At 68.4% G+C, this 19,730-nt stretch carries 19 protein-coding genes, 1 tRNA gene and 1 pseudogene; 20 read left to right on the top strand and 1 reads right to left on the bottom strand.

The window, feature by feature from the left end; translation table 11 throughout:
- Positions 1 to 23: 23 nt before the first annotated feature.
- Entirely contained in the window at positions 24 to 986 is a 963-nt protein-coding gene (trxB, locus tag FA89_RS15490; protein WP_036141903.1) for a thioredoxin-disulfide reductase, read from the bottom strand.
- A 228-nt stretch (positions 987 to 1,214) separates the two neighbouring features.
- Between trxB and FA89_RS15485 the strand changes: the two genes are divergently transcribed.
- From FA89_RS15485 to FA89_RS15395, 20 genes and pseudogenes are all read left to right on the top strand, one after another.
- Complete coding sequence (locus FA89_RS15485; protein WP_036141900.1) at positions 1,215 to 2,279, top strand: alanine dehydrogenase; 1,065 nt, start codon at positions 1,215 to 1,217, stop codon at positions 2,277 to 2,279.
- A 32-nt stretch (positions 2,280 to 2,311) separates the two neighbouring features.
- On the top strand, positions 2,312 to 4,657 hold the full coding sequence (locus FA89_RS15480) for a DNA translocase FtsK (RefSeq protein WP_081916661.1): 2,346 nt from the start codon (positions 2,312 to 2,314) through the stop codon (positions 4,655 to 4,657).
- A 7-nt stretch (positions 4,658 to 4,664) separates the two neighbouring features.
- On the top strand, positions 4,665 to 5,093 hold the full coding sequence (locus tag FA89_RS15475; protein WP_036141897.1) for a hypothetical protein: 429 nt from the start codon (positions 4,665 to 4,667) through the stop codon (positions 5,091 to 5,093).
- A 151-nt stretch (positions 5,094 to 5,244) separates the two neighbouring features.
- Positions 5,245 to 5,895, top strand: a complete 651-nt coding sequence (lolA, locus tag FA89_RS15470) for an outer membrane lipoprotein chaperone LolA (protein WP_036141895.1) — start codon at positions 5,245 to 5,247, stop codon at positions 5,893 to 5,895.
- A 305-nt stretch (positions 5,896 to 6,200) separates the two neighbouring features.
- Positions 6,201 to 8,978, top strand: a complete 2,778-nt coding sequence (locus FA89_RS15465) for a DUF2339 domain-containing protein (RefSeq protein ID WP_036141892.1) — start codon at positions 6,201 to 6,203, stop codon at positions 8,976 to 8,978.
- Complete coding sequence (locus FA89_RS15460) at positions 8,968 to 10,326, top strand: DUF3999 family protein (RefSeq protein ID WP_036141889.1); 1,359 nt, start codon at positions 8,968 to 8,970, stop codon at positions 10,324 to 10,326. The genes FA89_RS15465 and FA89_RS15460 overlap by 11 nt, the downstream gene beginning before the upstream one ends.
- A 56-nt stretch (positions 10,327 to 10,382) precedes the next feature.
- Positions 10,383 to 11,711, top strand: coding sequence for a replication-associated recombination protein A (locus FA89_RS15455; protein WP_036141886.1), 1,329 nt, complete (start codon positions 10,383 to 10,385; stop codon positions 11,709 to 11,711).
- A 231-nt stretch (positions 11,712 to 11,942) separates the two neighbouring features.
- Entirely contained in the window at positions 11,943 to 12,596 is a 654-nt protein-coding gene (locus tag FA89_RS15450) for a response regulator (protein WP_221174323.1), read from the top strand.
- 117 nt (positions 12,597 to 12,713) lie between these two features.
- Positions 12,714 to 13,274 carry a glycoside hydrolase family 108 protein gene (locus FA89_RS15445; protein WP_036141884.1) on the top strand — a complete coding sequence of 187 codons (561 nt, stop codon included), beginning with the start codon at positions 12,714 to 12,716 and terminating at the stop codon, positions 13,272 to 13,274.
- 3 nt (positions 13,275 to 13,277) lie between these two features.
- Entirely contained in the window at positions 13,278 to 13,799 is a 522-nt protein-coding gene (locus FA89_RS15440; protein ID WP_036141881.1) for a DUF2589 domain-containing protein, read from the top strand.
- Between the two features lie 68 nt (positions 13,800 to 13,867).
- Positions 13,868 to 14,485, top strand: a pseudogene (locus FA89_RS15435) (DUF2589 domain-containing protein); the annotation flags it as partial.
- 135 nt (positions 14,486 to 14,620) lie between these two features.
- Entirely contained in the window at positions 14,621 to 14,881 is a 261-nt protein-coding gene (locus FA89_RS15430; RefSeq protein WP_036141880.1) for a hypothetical protein, read from the top strand.
- 5 nt (positions 14,882 to 14,886) lie between these two features.
- Positions 14,887 to 15,327, top strand: a complete 441-nt coding sequence (locus FA89_RS15425; protein WP_036141877.1) for a hypothetical protein — start codon at positions 14,887 to 14,889, stop codon at positions 15,325 to 15,327.
- On the top strand, positions 15,327 to 15,494 hold the full coding sequence (locus FA89_RS20305; RefSeq protein ID WP_185754407.1) for a hypothetical protein: 168 nt from the start codon (positions 15,327 to 15,329) through the stop codon (positions 15,492 to 15,494). Before FA89_RS15425 ends, FA89_RS20305 begins: the two co-directional genes overlap by 1 nt.
- 37 nt (positions 15,495 to 15,531) lie before the next feature.
- Complete coding sequence (locus FA89_RS15420; protein ID WP_036141875.1) at positions 15,532 to 15,924, top strand: hypothetical protein; 393 nt, start codon at positions 15,532 to 15,534, stop codon at positions 15,922 to 15,924.
- 19 nt (positions 15,925 to 15,943) lie between these two features.
- Entirely contained in the window at positions 15,944 to 16,273 is a 330-nt protein-coding gene (locus FA89_RS15415) for a hypothetical protein (RefSeq protein ID WP_036141873.1), read from the top strand.
- The gene (locus FA89_RS15410) at positions 16,270 to 16,587 is read left to right on the top strand and encodes a hypothetical protein (RefSeq protein WP_036141870.1); all 318 of its coding nucleotides are present in this window, start codon (positions 16,270 to 16,272) and stop codon (positions 16,585 to 16,587) included. Before FA89_RS15415 ends, FA89_RS15410 begins: the two co-directional genes overlap by 4 nt.
- 56 nt (positions 16,588 to 16,643) lie before the next feature.
- The gene (locus FA89_RS15405) at positions 16,644 to 18,182 is read left to right on the top strand and encodes a cation:proton antiporter (RefSeq protein WP_036144552.1); all 1,539 of its coding nucleotides are present in this window, start codon (positions 16,644 to 16,646) and stop codon (positions 18,180 to 18,182) included.
- 86 nt (positions 18,183 to 18,268) lie between these two features.
- Positions 18,269 to 19,549, top strand: a complete 1,281-nt coding sequence (gene serS / locus FA89_RS15400) for a serine--tRNA ligase (protein WP_036141867.1) — start codon at positions 18,269 to 18,271, stop codon at positions 19,547 to 19,549.
- Between the two features lie 62 nt (positions 19,550 to 19,611).
- Positions 19,612 to 19,701: transfer RNA gene (locus tag FA89_RS15395), tRNA-Ser, on the top strand.
- The last annotated feature ends 29 nt before the right edge of the window (positions 19,702 to 19,730 follow it).

Below are 19,730 nucleotides of genomic sequence, written 5' to 3'. Positions count from 1 at the left end.
GCCGGCCGCGCGGGGCGACTCCATCACGTCAGCAGGTGCTGCTGGTCCAGCCAGCGTTCGGCGTCCAGCGCGGCCATGCAGCCGAAGCCGGCCGAGGTGATCGCCTGGCGGTAGACGTGGTCGGCCACGTCGCCGGCGGCGAACACGCCGGGCACCGAGGTGGCCGTAGCCATGCCCTGGGTACCGGACTGGATCTGGATGTAACCGTCCTTCATGTCCAGCTGGCCTTCGAAGATGCCCGTGGCCGGGGTGTGGCCGATGGCGACGAAGAAGCCCTGGACGGCCAGGTCGCGCGTGGCGCCGGAGTTCACGTCCTTCACGCGCACGCCGTTCACGCCCGAATCGTCACCCAGCACTTCGTCCACCTGGTGGTTCCACAGCAGTTCGATCTTGCCGGCGGCCGCTTTCTCGAACACCTTGTCCTGCATGATCTTTTCGGCGCGGAACTTGTCCCGGCGGTGGACCAGGTAGACCTTGCGGGCGATGTTGGCCAGGTACAGGGCTTCTTCAACGGCCGTGTTGCCGCCGCCGACCACCACCACGTCCTGGTCGCGGAAGAAGAAGCCGTCGCAGGTGGCGCAGGCGGACACGCCGCGGCCCTTGAACTTCTCTTCCGAGGCGATGCCCAGGTACTTGGCCGTGGCGCCGGTGGTGATGATCAGGGCGTCGGCGGTGTACTCGCCGCTGTCGCCCTTGAGCCGGAACGGGCGGTTGCCCAGGTCCACGCTGTGGATGTGGTCGAAGACCATCTCGGTCTCGAAGCGCTCGGCGTGCTCGGCCATGCGCCGCATCAGCTCCGGACCCTGCACGCCCTTCTCGTCGCCGGGCCAGTTGTCCACCTCGGTGGTGGTCATCAGCTGGCCGCCCTGCTGCAGGCCGGTGACCATCGTCGGCTTGAGGTTGGCGCGCGCCGCGTAGACGGCGGCCGTGTAGCCGGCGGGGCCGGAGCCGAGGATCAGCAGGCGGCTGTGCTTGGGGGTGCTCATGTATAATCCTTGAGGTTTGCTGCGGCGTGTTTCAGTCGTACCGCTGGCCTCTTGCGGCAGGTTGCTCAGGCCGTGTCGAGGTTGCGCGAGATCGTTGTCGACCCCGAAGAATGGGGAAGACGGGGGTGCGATTCAAGACATTCGCTTCATTGATGCTGCCGGCGTGTCTCCGCACGGCGGCTTTTGTTCCGTCACGACTTCCTTCGGTTCATTCAGGATCATCCTCAGATGCGCATCGGTATCCCTTCCGAAACCAAGACCCTCGAAGGCCGCGTGGCCCTCATCCCGGCCGCCGCGGCCGACCTGGCCCGCCGTGGCCACGAGGTGTTCATCCAGTCCGGCGCCGGCACCAAGTCCGGCTACTCGGACGCCGACTACTCGGCCCTGGGCGTCACCGTCCTGCCGGACGCCGCCGCCGTCTACGAGAAGGGCGAGCTGATCGTCAAGGTCAAGGAGCCGATCGAGGGCGACCTCAAGCTGCTGAAGAAGCACCACCTGCTGTTCTGCTACCTGCACCTGGCCGCCGAACCGGCGCTGACCCGCAGCCTGCTGGACATCGGCCTGACCGGCATCGCCTTCGAGTCGGTGGACGAGAACGGCGTGCTGCCGCTGCTGCTGCCGATGTCCGTCATCGCCGGTCGCATCGCCACCCAGATCGGCACCACCCTCCTGCACCAGCCCAACGGCGGCAAGGGCAAGCTGCTGGGCGGCATGGCCTCCACCCCGCGCGGCAAGGTCGTGGTGCTGGGCGCCGGCGCGGCCGGTGGCAACGCCGCGGCCCTGGCGGCCCAGGCCGGTGCCAACGTGGTGGTGTTCGACAAGCGGCAGGATCGCCTGGCCGAGATGATGGCCATGGGCCCCAACGTCACCGCGCTGTATGCCTATGAGTCGTCGGTGGCCGAGGAAGTCCGCAACGCCGATATCGTCGTCGGTGCCGTGCTGATCCCCAGCGCCAAGGCCCCGCGCGTGGTCACCGAGGACATGGTCAAGACGATGGAGAAGGGCTCGGTGCTCGTCGACATCTCGATCGACCAGGGCGGCTGCTTCGAAACCTCGCGTCCGACCACCTGGAAGGAGCCCACCTACGACGTCCACGGCGTGACGCATTTCTGCGTGACCAACATGCCCGGCGCCGTGCCGCAGACCTCGTCCACCGCCATCTCCGCCGCCATCCTGCCGTACGTGCAGCGCCTGGCTGCCGGCGATGCCTGGCGCGACTATGCCCCGCTGGCCGCGGGCATCAACATCGAGGGCGGCAAGCTCGTCCATCCGGCCCTCCAGGGCATGGCATGATGCCCAAAACCCGATCCGAGGTCGTCTGCTAAGTGGCGCGCAGCGCGAAAGTCGTCAAGAAACAGGCCAGGACGCAGATCAAGGCCCAGCGCGAGGGCTTGAGCGATGAGCTCAAGCGCCGCCTGCGTGAAGCGGGAGCCCTGCTGGTGCTCCCGCTCGCGCTGTACCTGCTCGTGTGCCTGATCAGCTACAACGACCAGGACCCGAGCTGGGGCCACATGGGGGTTGCCGAGCATGCCACCAATTTCGGTGGCGCGGTCGGCGCCAACATCGCCAATCTGCTGCGTTATATCTTCGGCCTGGTCTCGTACTGCTTTCCGCTGCTGCTGCTGGCCCTGGGCGTGCAGGTGATCCGCCAGCGGGGCGAGCGTCACGTCGCCCCGTGGGAGCCCTCGCTACGCCTGATCGGGTTCGTGTTCTTCTTCATCACCGGCCCCGCGCTGGTCTACCTGAACGTCGATTCCCCCGTGCTGCCGGAAGGCGCGGGCGGCATCGTCGGAAAGTGGGTCGGTCGCGGGGTGCATGCCGCGTTCGGCGACAAGGGCGCGCCCTTGTTGCTGCTGGCCGTGTTCCTGATCGCCGTCACCCTGGCCACGGGCCTGTCCTGGTTCCGCCTGATGGACGTGACCGGGCAGGGCGTGGTGCGGCTGGGCGGCTGGTTCGGCGGCAAGATGCGTCGTGCGCCCGATGTGATGGCCGCCCGTACCGCCCGTGCGGAGCGCGAGGTGGTCAAGAAGGCCGAAGCGGTCAAGCAGGCCAAACGCGAGCCGGTACGCATCGAGACGCCCACGCCGATGGTCGTCAAGAGCGAGCGGGCCACCCGCGAAAACCAGATTCCCCTGTTCACCGGCGCGTCCATCGAGGGCGAGATCCCGCCGTTGTCGCTGCTGGACGAAGCCCCGCCGCAGGGCCCCGGGTACTCCGAGGAAACCCTGGAGGTGCTGTCGCGCCAGGTCGAACTGAAACTGAAGGACTTCAAGGTCGAGGCACGCGTGGTCGGGGTCTATCCCGGTCCCGTCATTACCCGCTTCGAGCTGGAGCCCGCCGCCGGCGTGCGCGGCAGCCAGGTGTCCAGCCTGGACAAGGACATCGCCCGTGGGCTGTCCGTGGTCAGCGTGCGCGTGGTGGACGTGATTCCCGGCAAGAACGTCATCGGCCTGGAAATCCCCAATACCAAGAAGCAGATCGTCTACCTGTCGGAGATCCTCCGTTCGGAGCGCTACGACCAGGTGAAGTCGCCCCTGGCGCTGGCGCTGGGCAAGGATATCGGCGGCAAGGCCGTGGTTACCGATCTGGCCAAGATGCCCCACCTGCTGGTTGCCGGCACCACCGGCTCCGGTAAATCCGTGGCGGTGAACGCCATGGTGCTCAGCCTGCTGTACAAGTCCAGCGCCAAGGACGTGCGCATGATCATGATCGACCCGAAGATGCTGGAGCTCTCGGTCTACGAGGGCATCCCGCACCTGCTGGCGCCCGTGGTCACCGACATGAAGGAAGCCGCCAACGCGCTGCGCTGGTGCGTGGCCGAGATGGAGCGCCGCTACAAGCTCATGGCGGCGGTGGGCGTGCGCAACCTGGGCGGCTTCAACAAGAAGGTGAAGGACGCCGAAAGCAGCGGGCAGCCGTTGCTCGATCCGCTGTTCCGCGCCAACCCGGACATGCCCTCGATGAAGGCCGATCCGCTGGAGCCGCTGCCGCACATCGTCATCATCATCGACGAGTTCGCCGACATGATGATGATCGTCGGCAAGAAGGTGGAAGAGTTGATCGCCCGCCTGGCGCAGAAGGCGCGTGCTGCGGGCGTGCACCTGATCCTCGCCACGCAGCGCCCCTCGGTGGACGTCATCACCGGCCTGATCAAGGCCAACATCCCCACGCGCATCGCCTTCCAGGTCTCGTCCAAGATCGATTCGCGCACCATCCTCGACCAGTCCGGCGCGGAGGCCCTGCTGGGCCACGGCGACATGCTCTACCTACCGCCGGGCACGGCCACGCCCGAGCGCGTGCACGGCGCCTTCGTCGACGACCACGAGGTGCACAATGTCGTGGAATGGCTGCGCGCGCAGGGTGCCCCGAACTACATCGAGGGTGTGCTGGAAGAAGTGCAGTCCACCGCCGACGGCAAGATCATCAACGACGCCGGCCTGCCGCAGGATGCCGACGGCGATGGCGACAGCGACAACGCCCTCTACGACCGCGCCGTGCGCGTGGTGACGGAAACGCGCCGCGCGTCCATCTCCGGCGTGCAGCGCCACCTGCGCATCGGCTACAACCGCGCCGCCCGCCTCGTCGAACAGATGGAGCAGGACGGCATCGTCAGCGCGCCGCAGCACAACGGCAACCGTGAAGTGCTGGCTCCGCCGCCGCCCAAGGATTGATCCCACCATGAACACCATGAAGCCGGGTGTGCTACGCCAGCGCCCCTGGAGCCTCCTCGTCACCGGCGATCTCGTGCCCACCGCCGAGGTGCTCGACGAGGTGACCAGTGTCTTCGAGCTCAACCCGTCCATTCCCGGGCTGGAACTGCGCGCCGACGACGGCCGCGCCTGCTTCGTCACCCGTGACTATCCGGCAGGGCACACCGGCGAGATCGACGACGCGCTGGAAGTGATCTTCGCCGAGCAGTCGGATATCGCCGAGATCGTGGTGCTGGGCCAGGAAACGCGCCCGGCACACACCGCCACCCGCGCGGCGCCGTTCTGGCATCGCGACGGCAAGGCCATCGCCGAGATCAGCGAGAAGATGGAGGCCGGCGAGATTTCCCCCGGTGAAGCCATCGATATGCTCAAGTCGCTGTTTGAAACGGACCGGTAGGGCGTTGGTCGTCCAGCGTCCCGTGTTAAGCGTTGACGATGTAGATTGACGTGCAACGGGTCGGGCGTTGTGTGTGCGTGCTCGACTGACGCTTTACCCTTTACGCCTAACCCTCGCCACCATGCCTGCTTCCCCAGGATATCCCCCCCCTATGAAACGTCTGCTGCTCGCCGCGACGCTGTCCCTCCTCAGCCTGCCGACCTTCGCCACCACCGGCGCGGCCCGAGAGCGCCTGAATGCGTTCTCCACGGGGCTGCATGCGCTCACCGGGCGTTTCAGCCAGACGCTGGCCAATGCCAATGGCGACCAGGGCAAGGTCAGCTCGGGCACGCTGGCGCTGCAGGCGCCGCGCCAGTTCCGCTGGGAAACCACGGCACCGTACAAGCAGACCATCGTCGCCGACGGCAGCCGCGTCTGGCTGTACGACCCCGACCTGGAACAGGTCACCGTTCGCCGGCAGAGCAGCGAGGAAGCGCAGAGCCCGCTCACCGTGCTGACCGACCTCTCGCAGATGGACAAGGATTTCAAGGTTACCGAGCAGGGCGAGCATGACGGCCTGGTCTGGTTGCGCCTGCAATCCACCAGCAAGGATCCGCAGTTCGACTTTGCCGACCTCGGTTTTGACGCGAGCGGGCTGGCGCGGATGGCGTTCAAGGACCAGCTGGGGAATACCACGCAGATCTCGTTCGCCGGGTGGCAGAAGAATGTCGCGATTCCCGCGGGCACGTTCGAGTTCGTGCCGCCGAAGGGCACCGATGTGATCGGCGATGCGCCGGTGTTGCAGACGCAGCCGGTTAAATAAACGCCGCGTGCTGACGGCCGCTGCGATCTGCGGCCCCTGCACGCAATGTGCCCGTAGGAGCGCACGATGTGCGCGATCCCTCACCGCGGCTATGCCGAATGATGCCAACCGTCGCAACGGTGGGAGCGGTTCCGGGCGTCTGACGAGCGCACGTTGGATGCACGGAAACGCCTGCCTGTGCGGGCGGGTGGCTTCTTTCGCCGCAGTGCGGGGCTGAGGGATCGCGCACATCGTGCGCTCCTACGGAGTCTGGCATTTCATGCCAGACTCCCTGCCTATACGGATATGTGAGCGAGGGGCGGAGCATGGTGGTGGTCTGGATTCTGGTGTGCGCGGTCATCGGTGGTCTGGTAGATCAAGGGTGGACCGGTGGGGTTGCGGGCGCTGCCATCGGCTGGCTGCTGGCGCGGACGTCGCAGCTGCGCAGTGACCTCAACGCCATGCAAGCCCGGGTGGAAGCGCTGACGGCGCCAGCACCGGCAGTGCCCTCGATGATGTCGCCTGCTGTATCGGAGGTGCCCGTGCCGGCACAGTGGCCGGACAGCACGGCGGCGTCGGCTGCGTCCAACGGGTCCAGCGCATCCAGCGCGTCGACGCCGCCCGTGCCCCCGATGCCCGACATGCCCGCCATGCCACCGCTACCGGGCACGACACGTGTCGCCGCCGATGGCATGTCCGCCCCTGTCGTCAGCGACGCGTGGACGGCAGCCGCAGCGCGCGTGCCCACCGGCCCCTCCTGGTTCGATAGCGCCATCACGGCAGCGAAGCGCTGGTTCACCGAAGGCAACGTGCCGGTGAAGGTGGGCATGCTGGTGCTGTTCGCGGGCGTGGCGGCGTTCCTCAAGTACGCGTCGGACACGGGGATGCTGCGTGTGCCGGTGTCGGTGCGGCTGAGCCTCGTGGCGCTGGCGGCGATCGCGGGCGTGGCGTTCGGCTGGGTGCAGCGCGACCGGCGCCGCGCGTTCGCGCTGGCCTTGCAGGGTGGTGGGCTGGGCGTGCTGGTGATGACGGTGTTCGCCGCGTACCGCCTCTACGGTCTGCTGGACGCGACGCCGACCTTCGCGCTGCTGGTGGTGTTCGTCGCCGGCATGGGCGTGCTGGCGGTGCTGCAGGATGCGCTGGCGCTCGCCGTGCTGGGCCTGATCGCCGGGTTCGCCGCGCCGATCATCGCGTCGTCGGGGCAGGGCAACCATGTCGCCCTGTTCGGTTACTACGCGCTGCTCAACCTGGGCATCCTCGGTATCGCCTGGAAGAAGGCATGGCGGGTGCTCAACGTGCTCGGCTTCGTGGCGACGTTCGGCGTGGGCACGGCGTGGGGCGTGCTGCGCTACAGCCCGTCGCTGTTCGCCAGCACCGAACCCTTCCTCATCCTGCATTTCCTGCTGTACCTCATCGTGCCGTGGCTGCACGTGCTGCGCTCGCCGCGGCGCGGCCGCGCCATCCTCGACGGCTGCCTGATGTTCGGCAACCCGATCGCCAGCCTGCTGTTGCAGGGGGCGTTGCTGGACTGGGAGCCGATGCCGCTGGCGATCTCGGCCCTGGTCGCCGCGGCCATCTATATCGCCATCGCCTTCGCGATCCGCAAGCGCGACGACATGGGCCTGCTGCGCGAGACCTGGGCCGTGCTGGCCGTCGCCTTCGCCACCATCGCCGTGCCGTTGGCGTTGAGCGCGAGCGTCACCGCCTGCGTCTTCGCGCTGGAAGGCGCGGGCCTGATCTGGCTCGGCTTCCGCCAGGGGCGGCGCCTGCCGCGCTGGTCGGGCGTGTTCCTGCAGCTGGTGGCGGGCGCGGCGTGGTTCCTCGCGCTGTCCTTCGGTGTGCACTCGCTCGACACGCCGCTGCTCAACGCGCCTTTCGTGGGCTGCCTGCTCCTGGTCGTCGGTGCGGGCGTGGGCGTGTGGCAGTTCGATCGCCATGGCGCGTCGCGCGGTATCTCCGGCCTGGCGCGTATCGGGCTGCTGTTCTGGGCGGTGCTCTGGTGGTACGTCGGCTTCGGGCGCGAGATCGATCGTTCGTCTTTCGGGGCGACCGACGAGAACGCCGCGTGGCTGGCGCTGGTGTCCTCCACCGGCTGGTTGCTGTCGCTGGCCTGCCCGCGCGTGCGCAAGCTGGACCTGGGCGTCGTGCTCGCGTTTGCCGTACCGGTGTCCTTCCTGGCCACGCTGTTGCTCGTGCTGCAGGCGAGCAGCGCCGGCATGCAGTGGCTGGTGGGCTGGCCGCTCGCGGCGGTGGCGATGATGGCCGTGACCGGCTGGCTGTCGATGCGTGGCGAAAGCCAGCACCGGGTGGCCGCCGTCGCCAGCGGCACGCTGTGGTGGCTGCGCTGGCTGGCGCTGTTCACCACCGCCATCGGCCTCGCGCTGGATGGTGCGGAGCGCGTGGGTCAGGGCTGGCAGATCCTCGCCTGCGCAGTGCCGACGCTGCTCGTCGCGGCGCTCGTCGTCTGGCGACCGCGCGTCATCGCCTCGCCGCTGGTGGCTTACGTACGCGATCTGCGCCTGAGTGTCGGCGCGTTCATGCTGATAGCGATGGCGGCGGTCGGCCTCGTCGCGCTGGGCGCGGCGGGCGGTGCTCACCCGCTGCCCTTCATCCCGCTGTTCAATCCGATCGATCTGCTGCTGGTGGCGGAGGGGTTGTTCCTCGCCCGCGTCATGGCGGACGCGGTGATGCCGCCCGGCGTGGTGCGCGCGCGTCCGGCGGTGCTCGCCATCGCGTTCTTCGTCGTCGCCACCAGCATGACGTTGCGCACCGTGCACCACCTCGGCGGCGTGCCCTGGAACGGCGACATGCCGTCGTCCAGCCTGGCCGAACTGTCGCTCACCGTGGTGTGGAGCATCATCGGCGTCGTTGCCTGGGTGCTCGGCTCGCGCCGTGGCCAGCGGCTGCTCTGGATGGCCGGCGCCGGCAGCATGGGCGTGGTGCTGCTCAAGCTGCTGCTGGTGGACCGCGGCCACCTGGGCAACCTGTTCGGCATCGCCTCCTTCATCGCCTATGGCCTGCTCTGCACGGTCATCGGTTACCTCGCCCCCGCGCCGCCCAAAGACGGTGCGGCCATCGTTCCGGAGCCGCCGCATGCGTCGTGACGTGGTTTGCCTGCTCATCGCCAGTCTGTTCACCCTGGGCGCCCGCGCTGAAATGCCCGAGGCGTTCGCCTATGCCTGGCCGATCGTCGCGCCGCCCGGCGGCAAGGCCTATCTGGTCGAGCTGCCGCAGGACGCCTATGCCTGGGCCGTGCGCGACGCGGGCCTGGGCGACGTGGTGGTGGTCGATGCGCAGGGTCGCCAGGTGGCGACCGGCCCGTACCGCGCCGCCGACCCGACGTCGCATCCGGTGACCCTGGACGCGCCGCTGCGCGCGGTGCCTTCCGCGGTGGACGGCGTGCCGGGCGCGCGCATCCAGCGCAGCACCAACGGCGACATCGTGATCGAGCCGGGCAGCGCGCCGGCCAGCGGTACGCCGCGCACGTGGCTGTTCGACGCGCACGACGAGGTCGCGCCGGAACGGCTGGAGTTTCCCCGGCCGGACCACGACGTGAACCTCACCGTGGACATCGACGTCAGCCGCGACCTGCAGGACTGGACTCCACGCGTGCGCGGTGCGTCCGTGGTCACGCTGGGCAAGGACGCCGACGCGGTGGACGCGCGCGTGGTCAAGCTGGCGGGCCCGGCGGCCCGGTATTTCCGGGTGCGGGTGACCGGCGGCGACGCGCCCTGGCCGACCGACGGCACCGCCGCGGTGACGCTGTCCGGCACCGTCGAGGACGCCTCGGCCAGGGACGAGCCCGTGCTGCACTGGCTGGACGTGCCCGTGACCGACACGCGCAGCAGTGGGCAGGGCGTCGATTACGACTACCGCCTGCCGGCCGCGCTGCCCGTGAGCGCCGTGCGTGTGACGCTGGGCAAGAGCGACAGCGTGGCCCGGCTGGATGCCTCCGCCGTCGAGGACAGCCTGAGCAGCGAGGCGCTGGGTACGCTCGTGGTCACGCCGGACGGCACCGAGGGCCATCGTCCCCTGGAGGTGACGCCGCGTCGCCGCGATCTGATCCGCCTGCATTCGGCCACGCCGCTGCGCGAGCCGCCGCATTTCTCGGTGGGCTGGCGCGCGGACCGCTTCGTCTTCCTGCCCGAGGGCAACGGCCCCTGGCGCCTGCTGGTGGGCAGCGCGCGTGCGCGGCGGCCGGCCTGGCCGGTGGACGACGCCATCGCCGCGCTGCGCAAGAGCGAAGGGGCCGCCTGGCGTCCCGACCGCACCACGCTGGGCCCGTCGCAGGAGCAGGGCGGTCGCCAGGCCCTCGCGGCCCCCGCGGTGCCGCTGGACTGGAGCCGTCCGCTGCTGTGGATCGTGCTGCTGTTGGGCGCGGCGGTGATCGTCGGCATGGCGGCCAGCCTGCTGCGCAAGCCGAAGCCGGGAACGCCGCCACCGGATGATTGAGGGACTGTGCACGGTGAACGCGCGATAATGCGTGTTCATCCCCGCCCGCGAGTGTCATGTCCTTCTCCTCCCCCGGCCTGTTCGCCGAACCCGAAGCGCTGAAGCCCCTGGCCGAGCGCATGCGCCCGCGCGCCCTCGACGAGATCGTGGGCCAGCAGCGCGTGGCCGGCGAGGGCAAGCCGCTGCGCCGCGCGCTGGAAGCGGGCAAGGTGCACTCGATGATCCTGTGGGGGCCGCCGGGCTGCGGCAAGACCACCCTGGCGCTGCTGGTGGCACGTTACGCCGATGCGGATTTCCGGGCGATCTCCGCAGTGATGAGCGGCCTGCCGGACGTGCGCAAGGCGCTGGCCGAAGCCGAGGGCAACTTCGCGCAGGGCCGCCGCACCGTGCTGTTCGTGGACGAGGTGCACCGCTTCAACAAGGCCCAGCAGGACGCGTTCCTGCCGCACATCGAACGCGGCGTGATCATCTTCGTCGGCGCCACCACGGAGAATCCGTCCTTCGAACTCAACTCCGCGTTGCTGTCGCGCTGCCGCGTGCACGTGCTGGACTCGGTGAGCCCCGACGATATCGTGGCCGCGCTGCATCGCGCGCTGGCCGACACCGAGCGTGGCCTCGGCGAACTGGCGCTGGATGTGGACGAGGCCTCGCTGAAACTGATCGCCAGTGCCGCGGACGGCGATGTACGCCGCGCGCTCACGCTGCTGGAAATCGCCGCCGAACTGGCCGAAGACGGCCGTATCGACGACACCACGCTGGAGCAGGTGCTGGCCGACCGCACCCGCCGCTTCGACAAGAGCGGCGAGCAGTTCTACGACCAGATATCTGCGCTGCACAAATCCGTGCGCTCGTCCGATCCGGATGCCGCCGTGTACTGGCTGACCCGCATGCTCGACGGCGGTTGCGATCCGTTGTACCTCGCCCGACGCATGACCCGCATGGCCGTGGAAGACGTGGGCCTGGCAGAACCGCGCGCCTGGCGCATGGCCCTGGACGCCTGGGACACCTACGAGCGCCTGGGCAGCCCGGAAGGCGAACTGGGCCTGGCGCAACTGGCCATCTGGCTGGCCATCTCGCCCAAGAGCAACGCCGCCTATATGGCCTATAACAAGGCCAAGGCGACCGTGAAGCAGATGGGCACGCTGGACGTGCCGATGCACCTGCGCAACGCGCCGACCAAGCTGATGAAGGGTCTGGGCTACGGCACCGGTTACCAGTACGACCACGACGTGGAGGGCGGCATCGCCCTCGACCAGCAGTGCCTGCCCGATGCCCTGGTCGGCACGACCTTCTACGAGCCGGTGGATCGCGGACTCGAGACCAAGCTGAGGGAAAAGCTCGAGGCACTGCGTGCCGCGCGGGCGGCGGCTCGCAAGAACCCGTAACCGGCAGGACGGCGCCGAAAAATCAGCATTTGGCCGATACGGCCGATGGACGCCACGACATACCTTGGCGGCAGCCGCGGAACGTTGCGCGGCTGTCACGTCCGGCCGGCCACGGGGGCCGGCACGACGTCCACCGAGGGGGTCGAGGATGGATTCGCATCACTGCAGCACCGTCAGTCATGGCGGTGTTTTCATGTGCGTTCGCGCCGGCGTGCGGGCGAGGTGGGGCGCATGATGCCCATCACCGTCCTGCTGGCGGACGAACAGGCGTTGCTGCGCGAGGGCGTGTCCGCTCTGCTGGCAGGCTCGCCGCGCTACCAGGTGACCGGCAGCACGGCCGATGGCCGCGAGTGTGTGCGCCATGCGCTGCGCCACCAGCCGGGCCTGATCGTCTTCGACTGCGCCATGCGTGGGCTCAGCGGATTGGAAGCGATCCGCCGCATCGCGCCGCGCTGTCCGCAGACCCGCTTGCTGTGCCTGTCCGCGTACGACGATTCGCGCTGGGTGCGCGCCGCGTTCGACGCCGGCGCCCACGGCTACGTGCTCAAGCGCGACGGCTTCGACGTGCTGCGCGAGGCGATCGACAGTGTGATGCGCCTGCGCTATTTCATCAGCCCCGATATCGCGCACCTGCTGGTGGACGGCCTTCGCCGCCACGACGGCCCTGCGTTCGCGCCGCGCGAGGCATTGAGCGCGCGCGAGCGCGAGATCACCCAGTTGTTCGCCGAAGGCCTCAGCGCGCGTGACATTGCCGAGCGCCTGCATGTCAGCGTCAAGACGGTGGGCACGCACCGCGAACACATCATGGCCAAGCTGGGCATCAACGGCATTGCGCTGCTCACGCGCTATGCCCTGCGCGAAGGCCTGACCACGCTGGAGCCGTAATGCGCGCCGATCAGCACGCGCAGGCACGGCAATCAGGCTTTTCCCGATCCCGCGCATCGGTCCGCGAACGGATAGTGAACCCACCGACGCCATCGCGTCGAACCGGGAGATCACAGCATGGCCGACTTCAATCTTTTCTTTCCCACACTGCTGCGGCACGAGGGCGGTTTCGTCAACGACCCGGCCGACCCGGGCGGCGCCACCAACAAGGGCATCACGCTGGCCACGTTCCAGCGCTATGCAAAAAGCCTGCTGGGCATCGAGCCCTCGCTGGACAACCTGCGCGCGCTGAGCGATGCGGACGCGGGGCGGATCTACAAGGCGCAGTACTGGGACAAGGTGCACGGCGACGAGATCGCGTTGCAACCGCTGGCCAACATCGTCTTCGACTTCCAGGTCAATGCGGGCGCCAACGCCTCCAAGCTGCTGCAGCGCTTGCTGAACGCGCAGGGCGCGACGCCGCAACTCACGGTGGACGGCGTGATCGGCGCCGGCACGATGGCCGCCCTGGGCCGCCTGAACGCGGTGGCGGTCTATACGGCCTATAAGCAGGGCCGCAAGGATTACTACAACACCCTGGTGGCGCAGCGCCCGTCGCTGGCCAAGTTCCTCAAGGGCTGGCTGGCGCGCGTGGATTCGTTCCCCGACCTGCCGCCCACCGCGGCCGGAGGTCGCTGAGCCATGGCCGCGCAGACCTCGCTCAACACGCTGATCGAAGCCATCGCCGGCGCGGTGGTCGATGCGCAGGACCGCATCGAGCAACACCAGATGTCGCACCTGAGCGACTTCTTCGACGAGGACAACCGGCCCAAGAGCGTCGTCATCCGCATGCCGTCGCTGCATCCCAAGGCCGGCGAAGACGACGAGGACCTGTACCGCGCACCGATCCTGCCGCTGGTCTCGACCAACGTGCTGCGGATCAAGGACGTGGAGATCACCTTCGACGCGGACATCGGTCCGATCGTGGAAGGCAATCCGCCGAGCGACGACGATCCGCACGAGCCCGGCTGGAAAGGCAAGAGCGCCGTGGCCCGCCCGCACCTGCGCGTGGACCCGGCGGCCGGCGGCAACGACCGTCGCGGTGGCTCGGTGCACGTGAAGCTCCGCGTCGAAGGCAGCGAGCCCACCGACGGTGCCGCGCGGCTGATGAACCACCTCTCACAGACCCAGGGGGTCTTCAAGACGTTCACGCCGGACGACTGACCTGTCGGCCGGGATGAACCGCGCCGCGCATCCCGTGCGTCGCGTCAACCATTGCAAGGAGTCACACCATGGCTGACGAACTCGTCAACATGTCCAGTCAGTTCAAGGGTCTGCCCATGGGCGACCTGATCGGTTCGCCGCTCAGCGCCGCCTGCGAAGCGCAGGTCAAGCTGGCCCAGGCCACCGCGGATTTCATCAAGGTCATCGGCTTCCTGCCGCCGCCCGCGAACGATCCGACCGGCGTGGGCGCCACGCGTACCGCCACGTTCCGTTTCAAGCGCCCCGTGGACGATCCCACCAACGCCGGCGGTATCGCCGAGGAAGACGTCGAGCTGGAAGTGCCGCTGCTGGCCATCGTCAAGGTGCCCAACCTCAGCGTCACCCGCGTCGACATCACGTTCGACATGGAAGTGAAATCGTCCTTCAGCCAGACCGAAAGTGAAGACAAGAAGGGCGAGTTCAGCGCCGAGATGTCGATCGGCTGGGGCGTGTTCAAGGCCACGGCGAAGGTGTCCGGTTCGGTCGCCACGCATAAGGAAAACACCCGCAAGTCCGACAACTCGGCGCGTTACCACGTGGAGGTGCACGCCGAGGACGGGGGCATGCCCGAAGGCCTGGCACGCGTCATGGACATCCTGCAGACCGCTTGCGCGCCGCGCAAGGTCGGTGCGCCGGTGGCCGTGCCGGGTACCGCGCCGGCCGCAGTGACCGGTCCCGCCACCACGCCTGCCGCCGGCACCGGCACCGGTCCGTAAGCCGTTCGATCCCACCATGGATCGCGGCGCCCGCGAGGTCGTCGCGATTCCTTCCGGAGACACAGGATGTTCGACCTGACCGACGTGAAGTTCGTCAAACGCGTGGTTGTCGGCAGCGACAACCCTAACCAGATGCAGACCGAGGCGCAGGTGGAAGACGCCCGCGCCTTGCTCAACCGATGCCTGACCGATTCACCCAAGGGGTCCATCATCGGCACGGAAAAGAGTTTCACCATCCTGCAGGTCGGCGAGCACCAGGTGGTGCTGCAATGGCTGTGCTACCACGTCGGCTTTCCACGCAAGCCCGCGTGGCTGGGCGAGGGGTAGGGCGCATGGCCACCTGCACGTTCGACCAGTTGCTGTTCGCGCTGCGCGTGTCCGTGGAAGCGGCCAATGAAGCCCTGCGGCGACGCCGGCTGGCGCACTACGCGGCCGGCGATGCCGGCGGCGATGCCCTGCACGTGGACGTGCCGCGGGATGCCGGCGCCGATGCGCCCCTGGAATCCGTGGTGCTGCCGTTGCGCTGGTTTCGCGATCCGCGTATGCCGCAGGTCACCGAGTTGTCCGTGGCGTTCGACTGCCGCCTGCGCTACGAGCGCGGCAGCGATGGCGTCACGGCCCTGGTGGTCGACCTGCACCCGGCGCCGCCGCGCCGGTGGCGACGCCGTCCCCTGCATCGCCTGCGCATCGGCTATCGCGCGGCGGATGCCTGGCAGCCGAGCGTGTCGCTGGATGGACGACCGGTGGCCGTACCGTCGCAGGAGGCGGGCTGATGGACAAGCTCACCGTGATGCGGCTGTCCGCCGACTGGGAGGCCGCGCTGGTCGCCGCCTTGCCCGGACCGCCACCACGCAAGCCGCGCCATCGCGTCCTGTGGCTGCTTGCCGGCTTCATCGTTCTTGCCGGAATCACCGGCGTTACCGTGTGGCTGGCCCGCTAGGTTGGGCCACCTACCATCACCTCCAGAGGAAAACCCGATGTATTCCACCTCCGTCAAAACCCTGGCCGGCATCGCGCTGTTCGGCCTGTTTCCCGCCATCGCCCTGGCCGCGCAGCCGCAGGGCACCTGGCGCGGCCTGATCCAACAGTCCAATGCCGATGTCGCGTTGCAGATGACCTTCGTGCCGAACCTGGTGAAGGTGCACTTCAACGAGCCGCTGTCGTGCGACGTCTCCGCCGCGTTCCTCAAGGAGGACGGCGCCACATCGGTCTACCGCTTCCGGCCGTCGATCAACGGTGGTCGGTTCTGCGACGGCGTGCTTAACCGCGATCTCCGTTTCACCAGCGTGTCCGCCAAGGAACTGGACCTGATCTTCGACGGCCCCCGTTCCACCTGGCGCGGCAAGCTGACGCCCGCTCCCTCACCCTGATCCCCAGGAGGTCGTCATCATGGATACCGTCGTTCTGTTCACCCGCTTCTGGCTGCTGTTGGCGGCCGTGGGCGGCGCCGTCCTCCCCGTTGCCCTGGGCAACGAGGCCTCGCGCAAGCGTGCCGTCGTGCAGGTGGTGTGCGGTGCCATGATGGCGATCTTTCTGGGGCCCGCCGTCGAGCGGCGTTTCCTCACCGATTCGCCGGCGGAGATCCACGCCGGCGTGTCTTTCCTGATCGGCTGCTTCGGCCTGCGCGTGACGATGATCGCCCAGCGGCTGATCGACTCGCGCGGCGAGACGCTCGCCAATCGCATGATCGACCGCATCGCGGGAGGCGACCCCCAATGAATCCGGTCGTGTTCCTCTACGGCGACCTGGCCTGCAGCAGCGTCATGCTGGTGGCCGGGTGCTGGTTACTCACCGATCGCACGCTGCGCCGTGTGAACCGCGTCAGCCACGCTTTCATCGCCGCGGGTGCACTGGCCAACATCCTCGGCATCATTGCCGACCGCGTCGGCTTCGAAGACATCAGCTACGGCAAGGTGTGGCCGGGCGAGGTGGTGGTCAACATCGGTCTGGCGGTGATGATGGCGACGTGGTTCTGGCGATCGCTGAGCGGTGCGCGGCACCGGCGTCGGTCCGAGGCATCCGCCGGTGCTTGAGCACGGCGGGCTCGCCGGGTAGCCTGCATCGACTTGCCGCCCGGACCGCCGCCGACGTGACGCTTTTCGAAAGCCTCCTGCTGCTCCTGCTCGCGGCCATCGTCCTGTTGCAGGTGGCGCGACGCCTCGCGCTGCCGTACCCGTCCATGCTGGCCCTGGCCGGCGTCGGCGTGGCACTGCTGCCGGGTGCGCCGGACTTCCCGATCGATCCACGGACGGCGTTGCCGCTGTTCATCGCCCCCGCGCTGATGGATGCCGCGTTCGATTTTCCGCTCACCACGGCGAAGCGCTTCTGGGTACCGCTGGTGATCTTCGCGCTGGGCGGGGTGCTGGTGACCGCGCTGTTGGTCGCCTGGGCCGGCTGGGCGTGTGCGGGCCTTCCGTTCGCCGCCGCACTGGTGCTCGGCGCCATCGTCGCGCCACCGGATGCGGCCGCGGCCACGGCGATCCTCTCGGGCATGGCCATCCCACGCGCCACCGACGCGATCCTGCGCGGCGAAAGCCTGTTCAACGACGCGGCGGCGCTGTTGCTGTTCGGCGCCGCGCTGACCGCGCAGACCTCGGGCGGCCTCACCGCCACCCAACTCGGCGGCTTCGCACTGGCCGCACCCGGCGGCGTGGCGTTCGGCATGTTGGCGGCGTGGGTGATGCCGAAGATGACCCGTTTCGTCACCGGCGCGCTGGACAGCAACCTGTTGCAGTTCGTCAATACCTTCCTGGTCTGGATCGTGGCCGAGCACCTGCACCTGTCGCCCGTGCTAGCCGTGGTCGCCTTGGCGATGACCATCGCCTCGCGGCCATCCCCGACCTCGCCGCGCCTGCGCGTGCAGTCGTACGCGGTGTGGAACGTGGTGGTATTCGTCCTCAACGTGCTCGCCTTCCTGCTGATGGGCCTGCAGGCCCGGCGGATCATCGGCGACATGAGCGGCGATCACCTGCGCCATGCGCTGGGTTTCGCCGGACTCGTCATCGCCATCGTGGTGTTGGCGCGCCTGGCGGTGGCGCTGAGCTTCAACCGCGGCGTGGCGTGGTACCGCCGGCGACAGGGCCGCGACGAGCCCGCCACCTGGCGCCAGGCCACGCTGGCCGGCTGGTGCGGCATGCGCGGCCTGGTGACGCTGGCCACCGCGTTCATCCTGCCCGCCGATTTCCCGCAGCGCGACACTGTGGTGCTGGCCGCCTTCGGCGTGGTGCTGGCCACGCTGGTGGTGCAGGGGCTGACCCTGGCGCCGATGATCCGGCTGCTCGGGCTGGACCATCGCGCGGTGACCGAGCGCGAGTTGCTGTCCGTGCGGCGGGGGCTGGCGCATGCTGCGCTGAGCCGGCTGGCAAACGAAGGCAGCGAGGAGGGCAGGCGCCTGGCCGCGCTGTTCCAGGTCGAGATCGACGCGCTGGACGAACCGCCGCGCGGCGATGCGATGGAGCGGCACTGCAAGCTGTCGCTGGCCGCCCTGGCGGCGCAGCGCGCCGAGCTGGAACGCTGTCGCCTCGCGTTCCAGCTGAGCGACGAGGACTACAATTTCCTGCTCGAACAGCTCGACTGGCGCGAGTTGACCGTCCTGCCGCCCGAGGCCACGCGCATCGGCAGCGGCTGAGCGTTCCGTCGGTCCGTTCGGCCGGCGGACATGCCGCCCGCCGAATTTGCGATAATCCCCGTTCGAACACCCACGGAACCCGACCCATGCTGGATCCTGCCCTCCTGCGCGGCAAACTCGCCGAAACGGCCGAGCGCCTGCGCGCCGCCCGGAACTTCGACCTCGACGTCGCCACGATCGAGCGCCTCGAATCCGAGCGCAAGGCGCTCGCCACCGAGACCCAGGAGCTGCAGAACCTGCGTAACACGCGTTCCAAGGCGATCGGCCAGGCCAAGGGCAAGGGCGAAGACGTCGCCCCGCTGATGGCCGAGGTGGCCGGCATCGGCGACAAGCTGAAGGCCAACGAGCAGGCCCTGGCCGAGGTGCAGGCGACCATCGCCGATATCGCCCTGGGCATCCCCAACCTGCCGGACGAGAGCGTGCCGTACGGCAAGGACGAGAGCGACAACCTCGAGATCCTGCGCTGGGGCCACGCCCGTGCGTTCGACTTCAAGGTGCAGGACCACGTGGACCTGGGCGCGCGCCACGGCTGGCTGGACGCCGAAGCGGGTTCGAAGCTGTCCGGCGCGCGCTTCACCGTGCTGCGCGGCCAGCTGGCCCACCTGCATCGTGCGCTGGCCCAGTTCATGCTCGACCTGCACACCACGAAGCACGGTTACCTCGAGCACAACGTGCCGCTGATCGTGAACCCGGCCGCGATGGAGGGCACCAGCCAGCTGCCGAAGTTCGAGGACGACCTGTTCGCGACGCAGGTGGGCGACGCCAAGCGGTACCTGATCCCCACGTCGGAAGTGACGCTGACCAACCTGGTGCGCGAGAGCATCGTCGAAGCCGACGAACTGCCGATGCGCATGACGGCGCACTCCATGTGCTTCCGTGCTGAAGCGGGCAGCTACGGCCGCGATACCCGCGGCATGATCCGGCAGCACCAGTTCGAGAAGGTCGAGATGGTGCAGATCGCCACGGCCGAGACGAGCATGCAGCAGCTGGAGGAGATGGTGGGCCACGCCGAGGCGGTGTTGCAGGCGCTGGAGCTGCCGTACCGGAAGGTGCAGCTGTGCACGGGGGATATGGGTTTCGCCGCGGCGAAGACGTATGACCTGGAGGTGTGGTTGCCTTCGCAGAATACGTACCGGGAGATCAGCAGCTGTTCCAACTGCATGGATTTCCAGGCTCGGCGGATGCAGGCGCGGTGGCGGAACCCGGCGACGGGGAAGCCGGAGCTGGTGCATACGCTCAACGGGTCGGGGTTGGCCGTGGGGCGGACGCTGGTGGCCGTGATGGAGAATTTCCAGCGGAAGGACGGGGCGATTGAGGTGCCGGCGGTGTTGCGGCCGTATATGGCAGGGGTTGAGGTGATTGCCTGATCGTCGGGTAGAATGACGCTCTGGCGGGGTGCAAGGCCTTGCCGGTGCGGTAGGAAAAATGTGGAGAGATGGCCGAGTGGTTTAAGGCAGCAGTCTTGAAAACTGCCGTAGGTGTGAGCCTACCGTGGGTTCGAATCCCACTCTCTCCGCCAGCCTAAGCTAAGTGATCGACGCATAAGGA

Origin of the sequence: Luteibacter sp. 9135 (genome assembly GCF_000745005.1) — a bacterium.
Classification (GTDB): Bacteria; Pseudomonadota; Gammaproteobacteria; order Xanthomonadales; family Rhodanobacteraceae; genus Luteibacter.
Note: the sequence above shows the minus strand (reverse complement) of the source record. Positions and strands in the feature narration are given on the sequence as shown.

Excerpts from the sequence above, each read along its gene's own strand:
- trxB (WP_036141903.1), bottom strand. The coding sequence starts at position 986 with ATGAGCACCCCCAAGCACAGCCGCCTGCTGATCCTCGGCTCCGGCCCC.
- FA89_RS15485 (WP_036141900.1), top strand. The coding sequence starts at position 1,215 with ATGCGCATCGGTATCCCTTCCGAAACCAAGACCCTCGAAGGCCGCGTG.
- FA89_RS15475 (WP_036141897.1), top strand. The coding sequence starts at position 4,665 with ATGAACACCATGAAGCCGGGTGTGCTACGCCAGCGCCCCTGGAGCCTC.
- lolA (WP_036141895.1), top strand. The coding sequence starts at position 5,245 with ATGAAACGTCTGCTGCTCGCCGCGACGCTGTCCCTCCTCAGCCTGCCG.
- FA89_RS15465 (WP_036141892.1), top strand. The coding sequence starts at position 6,201 with ATGGTGGTGGTCTGGATTCTGGTGTGCGCGGTCATCGGTGGTCTGGTA.
- FA89_RS15460 (WP_036141889.1), top strand. The coding sequence starts at position 8,968 with ATGCGTCGTGACGTGGTTTGCCTGCTCATCGCCAGTCTGTTCACCCTG.
- FA89_RS15455 (WP_036141886.1), top strand. The coding sequence starts at position 10,383 with ATGTCCTTCTCCTCCCCCGGCCTGTTCGCCGAACCCGAAGCGCTGAAG.
- FA89_RS15450 (WP_221174323.1), top strand. The coding sequence starts at position 11,943 with ATGATGCCCATCACCGTCCTGCTGGCGGACGAACAGGCGTTGCTGCGC.
- FA89_RS15445 (WP_036141884.1), top strand. The coding sequence starts at position 12,714 with ATGGCCGACTTCAATCTTTTCTTTCCCACACTGCTGCGGCACGAGGGC.
- FA89_RS15440 (WP_036141881.1), top strand. The coding sequence starts at position 13,278 with ATGGCCGCGCAGACCTCGCTCAACACGCTGATCGAAGCCATCGCCGGC.
- FA89_RS15430 (WP_036141880.1), top strand. The coding sequence starts at position 14,621 with ATGTTCGACCTGACCGACGTGAAGTTCGTCAAACGCGTGGTTGTCGGC.
- FA89_RS15425 (WP_036141877.1), top strand. The coding sequence starts at position 14,887 with ATGGCCACCTGCACGTTCGACCAGTTGCTGTTCGCGCTGCGCGTGTCC.
- FA89_RS20305 (WP_185754407.1), top strand. The coding sequence starts at position 15,327 with ATGGACAAGCTCACCGTGATGCGGCTGTCCGCCGACTGGGAGGCCGCG.
- FA89_RS15420 (WP_036141875.1), top strand. The coding sequence starts at position 15,532 with ATGTATTCCACCTCCGTCAAAACCCTGGCCGGCATCGCGCTGTTCGGC.
- FA89_RS15415 (WP_036141873.1), top strand. The coding sequence starts at position 15,944 with ATGGATACCGTCGTTCTGTTCACCCGCTTCTGGCTGCTGTTGGCGGCC.
- FA89_RS15410 (WP_036141870.1), top strand. The coding sequence starts at position 16,270 with ATGAATCCGGTCGTGTTCCTCTACGGCGACCTGGCCTGCAGCAGCGTC.
- serS (WP_036141867.1), top strand. The coding sequence starts at position 18,269 with ATGCTGGATCCTGCCCTCCTGCGCGGCAAACTCGCCGAAACGGCCGAG.